The 4,511-nt window shown below is 41.8% G+C and carries 4 protein-coding genes; 2 read left to right on the top strand and 2 right to left on the bottom strand.

The window, feature by feature from the left end; genetic code table 11:
* Positions 1 to 120: 120 nt before the first annotated feature.
* A complete protein-coding gene (locus tag WKF69_RS13565; RefSeq protein WP_340382611.1) occupies positions 121 to 753 on the bottom strand; it encodes a hypothetical protein in 633 nt (210 codons plus the stop codon).
* A gap of 154 nt (positions 754 to 907) precedes the next feature.
* On the opposite strand from WKF69_RS13565, the gene WKF69_RS13560 reads away from it, so the two are divergent.
* Together WKF69_RS13560 and WKF69_RS13555 are read left to right on the top strand one after the other, a co-directional pair.
* Entirely contained in the window at positions 908 to 2,722 is a 1,815-nt protein-coding gene (locus WKF69_RS13560; protein ID WP_340382610.1) for a HAMP domain-containing sensor histidine kinase, read from the top strand.
* Between the two features lie 33 nt (positions 2,723 to 2,755).
* On the top strand, positions 2,756 to 3,451 hold the full coding sequence (locus tag WKF69_RS13555) for a response regulator transcription factor (protein WP_340382609.1): 696 nt from the start codon (positions 2,756 to 2,758) through the stop codon (positions 3,449 to 3,451).
* A 120-nt stretch (positions 3,452 to 3,571) separates the two neighbouring features.
* Here WKF69_RS13555 and WKF69_RS13550 read toward each other — a convergent pair.
* Positions 3,572 to 4,511 (bottom strand): aldehyde dehydrogenase family protein (locus tag WKF69_RS13550; RefSeq protein WP_340382608.1); only part of this gene is annotated, 940 nt, incomplete at its 5' end.

Below are 4,511 nucleotides of genomic sequence, written 5' to 3'. Positions count from 1 at the left end.
ACCGCAGAGGGCGCGGAGTAATACGCTGAGGCCGCAGAGACTTCAACAAACGCTTCGCCAGAGTCACATTTAAACTCCGCGTTCTCTGCGTAAAACTTTGCGTTCTCTGCGGTAAAGATCTCAGCCTAACGCGATGCGCTTGAAGTTATTTATGCATAAATAAAATTCAAAAGCCTCCATATTCCTGCCTGCAGCTACGTCACGATTCATGGTGATGACCCGCTTTCTCATGCTGCTGTCCAGCCCATCGATCTTAAAATTGAAGCGCTTTGATAAACTATCAGTATTGAGGTTGAAACTCATGCTGGTGTCGCCATTAAAACTAAACATTTGAAAATCTTTGTCGAAAAACATGCTATCGCCATTATGTTTCAGCATGTTGAGTGCGCGAGGCCTGTCAATGTTAAAGCCGAAGCTTCCCGCGTTATCATCGATATTGTCATTCCAGATCAGGACATTCGGTTCTTTTCCATTACGGCTAATAACTACCTCCTTAGTATCACCACCACCTTTTCTTATCATCACATTACCACTTCTAAAATTCTTTTCCATCTCCTTAAACTCGTCACGAAGCTTTGCTTTCTCAATTTTATCGAGCTCACTAAACTTCTTTCCATTAACAGTGGTGTCACCATTGTTGATAATAATGGTGCGTGTCAGCCCTTTAGCTTGCTGCGCGAAAGAGGCATAGCCTGGAGCGACTGCTGCGAGTGCAAACAGGCACAATAGTTTTTTGAGTAGGTTCTTCTTCATATGATTACATTTAAGCTTAGCAAAAATATATCGGGTGGAGCTGCCTTTATGTTAAGGCTTTGTTAAAAAGTGTTAAAACTCGGTTGGCTTAGAGCTGGTTACGTATTTTTGTGGTTGCATGAAGAAAAAGAGCATCAGCTTAATAATAGGATTAATGGCCATTGCACTGACGGGTGTAATGGCGATGCAGCTCTATTTCTTTAGAGAGTCTTACCAGTTGCAGGAAAAGCTATTTGACCAATCGGTTCATGAAGCTCTTACCAAGGTGGTTGGCCGTATCGAAAAGCAGGACGCGAATAACTTCCTTGAGAAAAAGGCAGAAACGACAAAGGCTCCTGTTGTTAAAAGGATAGTGCAAAAGCCTCTTTTTGTTAAAAAGTCAGAAAACCAACTAAGAAAAAATAGTTCGTCAAGATTAGCTGATATTAATTACGTACTCGGTGAGAAAAGAAAGGAAGACAGCATATTCAGGATACGAGACAGTATTTTTCTTGCCCGAAATCCGAACGTACTGGTAATTGACGATGCGTTATCGCCTGATGAATTAAAAGATCAGCAGTTTAACTTAAGAGTTGATGTGACCGAATACATTGATGCATTTGGTCAATTGCAAGAACAGACTCATCAAACCTTATCGCGGATAAAGAATACCAGGACCCCTGCTGTTGCCTTTGGAACCGGGGGTCAGATCGCTGCCACCGTAAGGGATTCTGTTAGACAGTATATAGTTTTTGACCCGGTGTACGGCACCTCACTGCGCACTATTCCTAAGCCAAAGATCAGGCACCGCATGCCTCCGGAGTCGCCCGAACCTAAAAAGAAAAATAAGGTTGAGAAGGTTCAGGAATTTTTCGAAGCAGAAACTCAGAAGGGGGATGTTTTCAAAAACCTTGCTGAAGAGTATGGCAAGATGAGTCTCCCTTTAAATAAGCGGATCCATCCACAAACCCTCGATTCTATGCTTAGGATGGAGCTTATTAATCGTTCTATTAATAGTAACTATGAGTATAAAGTTACTTCAGCAAAAAGAGATTCATTAATCTTCACCCGGGCCTCTAATCTGACGACGTTCCGGCCCAACAACAGTTATGAGATCCCCCTTTTTCCAAAAGATATTATTAATGATTCCGGAATGTTAACCATCACCTTTCCTGATAAGAACACTATAATCCTATCTAACCTTACGGCGATGATGAGCTTGTCTGGTGGGTTATTGTTGGTACTTATCTTCTGTTTTGGATATACTATCCATACTATCCTGATGCAGAAAAAGTTATCAGAGATGAAGACTGATTTTATCAATAATATGACTCATGAATTCAAAACTCCGGTTGCAACCATTATGATCGCGAGCGAAGCTCTTAGAGATCCGGAGCTTACCACTGATAAAAAGAGAATTGACAGATTGGCTAATATTATTTACGACGAGAATGTTCGTCTGGGAAGTCATATAGAGCGGGTATTAAACATCGCTAAAATTGATAAAGGTGATCTGAATCTAGAGCATAAAGAAGTAGAGCTAAATGACCTGCTTGCTGCGATTGTCGACAGTATGTCGCTCCAGCTTCAAAAGCGGAATGCAACTATTGACCTGCAGCTAAATGCTAAGCAATCTACAGTAATGGGAGATGAGCTCCACCTTTCTAATATCATTTTTAATCTTCTGGACAACGCTAATAAATACAGCCCCAAAGATCCGAAAATTAAGATCAGTACCTTAATCTCTGGACGGAACCTTATTATTAGAGTGGCGGATAAGGGTATTGGGATGAACCGTGATCAGCTCACTAAAATATTCGATCAATTTTACCGTATTCCTACAGGTAATTTGCATGATGTAAAAGGATTTGGTTTAGGATTGAGTTATGTTGCCAATATTGTGAAAAAATTGCATGGAACTATCAAGGTTCGAAGTGAAAAAGACAAAGGTTCGGAATTTGAAATAAGTTTGCCGCTAAAAAATAGTTGATCCCGAGCCCGCTGCGGTTTAAAGATACTCTAAATGAAAAAAATTTTATTAGCCGAGGACGACCCGAATCTTGGAATGCTCTTACAGGATTACCTGCAGTTAAAAGGAAAGTTTGAAGTAGTCCTGGCTCAGGATGGAGATGAAGCTTTACGTGCCTTTACCAGGGAACATTTCGACGTGTGTATTTTCGATGTCATGATGCCTAAGAAAGACGGGTTTACATTGGGGAAAGATATCCGTAAGATCAACCCTGATGTGCCTATCATATTCGCAACTGCTAAGACTATGATCGAAGATAAGTCTGAAGCTTATAACCTTGGCGGAGATGACTACATAACCAAGCCATTTAGAATAGAGGAATTACTGCTGCGCATCAATGCACTTCTTAAGCGAATGTCGGGACCGGACAAGAGTGAAGCATTAGATCAGCCTACCAAATTTGATGTTGGAAAGTATAAGTTTGACTATACTGCTCAAATGATAAGTATTGGAGAAGGTCAGCAAAAAGTTTCTACTAAGGAAGCAGAGCTCTTACGTTTACTTTGCCTCAAAAAGAACGAAGTTTTAACAAGAGAAGAAGCACTGATCAGCATCTGGCATGACGATAATTACTTCAATGGCAGGAGCATGGATGTTTTCCTGAGTAAACTGCGGAAGTATCTGAAAGAGGACCCCAGGGTAGAGATCATTAACGTTCATGGCAAGGGGTATAAGCTCCTCGTCAATTAGTTATACGTTATACGTTTAACGTTATACGTCTGGACGGCAAATAGCCCCGGGGCCCATTTCTTGTGACGTGTGGTGCGCTTGAAAGAAGACTTATAACTTACAACGTATAACGTACAACTCCTACAAGTCGAACTTGATTCCCTGCGCCAACGGCAAACTGTCCGAGTAATTAATTGTATTTGTTTGTCTGCGCATATAAACTCTCCAGGCATCAGAACCTGATTCACGTCCGCCACCCGTTTCTTTTTCACCACCGAATGCTCCCCCGATCTCTGCGCCAGAGGTTCCAATATTTACGTTGGCAATCCCGCAATCAGATCCTCCAAAGGATAAGAATTGTTCAGCTTCACGGAGATTTAAGGTCATTATTGCAGAGGACAGTCCCTGTGGAACTCCGTTTTGCATAGCAATAGCGTCATCAAGGGTCTTGTATTTCATAAGGTACAATATTGGTGCAAAGGTCTCATGCTGTACAATTTCATATTCATTTTTAGCTTCTGCAATACAAGGTTTAACATAGCAACCTGATTCGTAACCAGCACCTTCCATCACACCACCTTCAACTACAAATTTACCCCCTTCTTTTTTGCATTTTTCTATAGAGTCAAGATATCCCTTAACCGCATCCTTATCGATAAGGGGGCCCACATGATTGTTTTCATCTAATGGGTTTCCAATCTTAAGCTGTCCGTAAGCCTTAACCAGCTTATTCCTAAAGTTATCATAAACACTTTCGTGGATGATCAGCCTGCGCGTGGACGTACACCGTTGACCGGCAGTTCCAACAGCGCCGAACACAGCTCCGACAAGCGACATTTCCAGATCAGCATCTTTAGATATAATGATTGCATTGTTTCCGCCAAGCTCTAATAAGCTGCGCCCCAATCTTGCACCAAGAGCCGCACCGACAGCTTTTCCCATACGGGTTGAACCCGTGGCTGAAACCAATGGCATTCGTTTGTCATTGCTCATTGCTTCACCGATACTCCTATCGCCTATTACAAGGCAGGAAACACCTTCAGGAACATCGTTTTTCTCAAATACTTTTTGAATAATATGC

The sequence above is a fragment of the Daejeonella sp. genome (genome assembly GCF_037719425.1).
In the GTDB taxonomy this organism is placed as follows: domain Bacteria; phylum Bacteroidota; class Bacteroidia; order Sphingobacteriales; family Sphingobacteriaceae; genus Daejeonella.
This window is presented reverse-complemented; position numbering and strand designations above follow the sequence as displayed.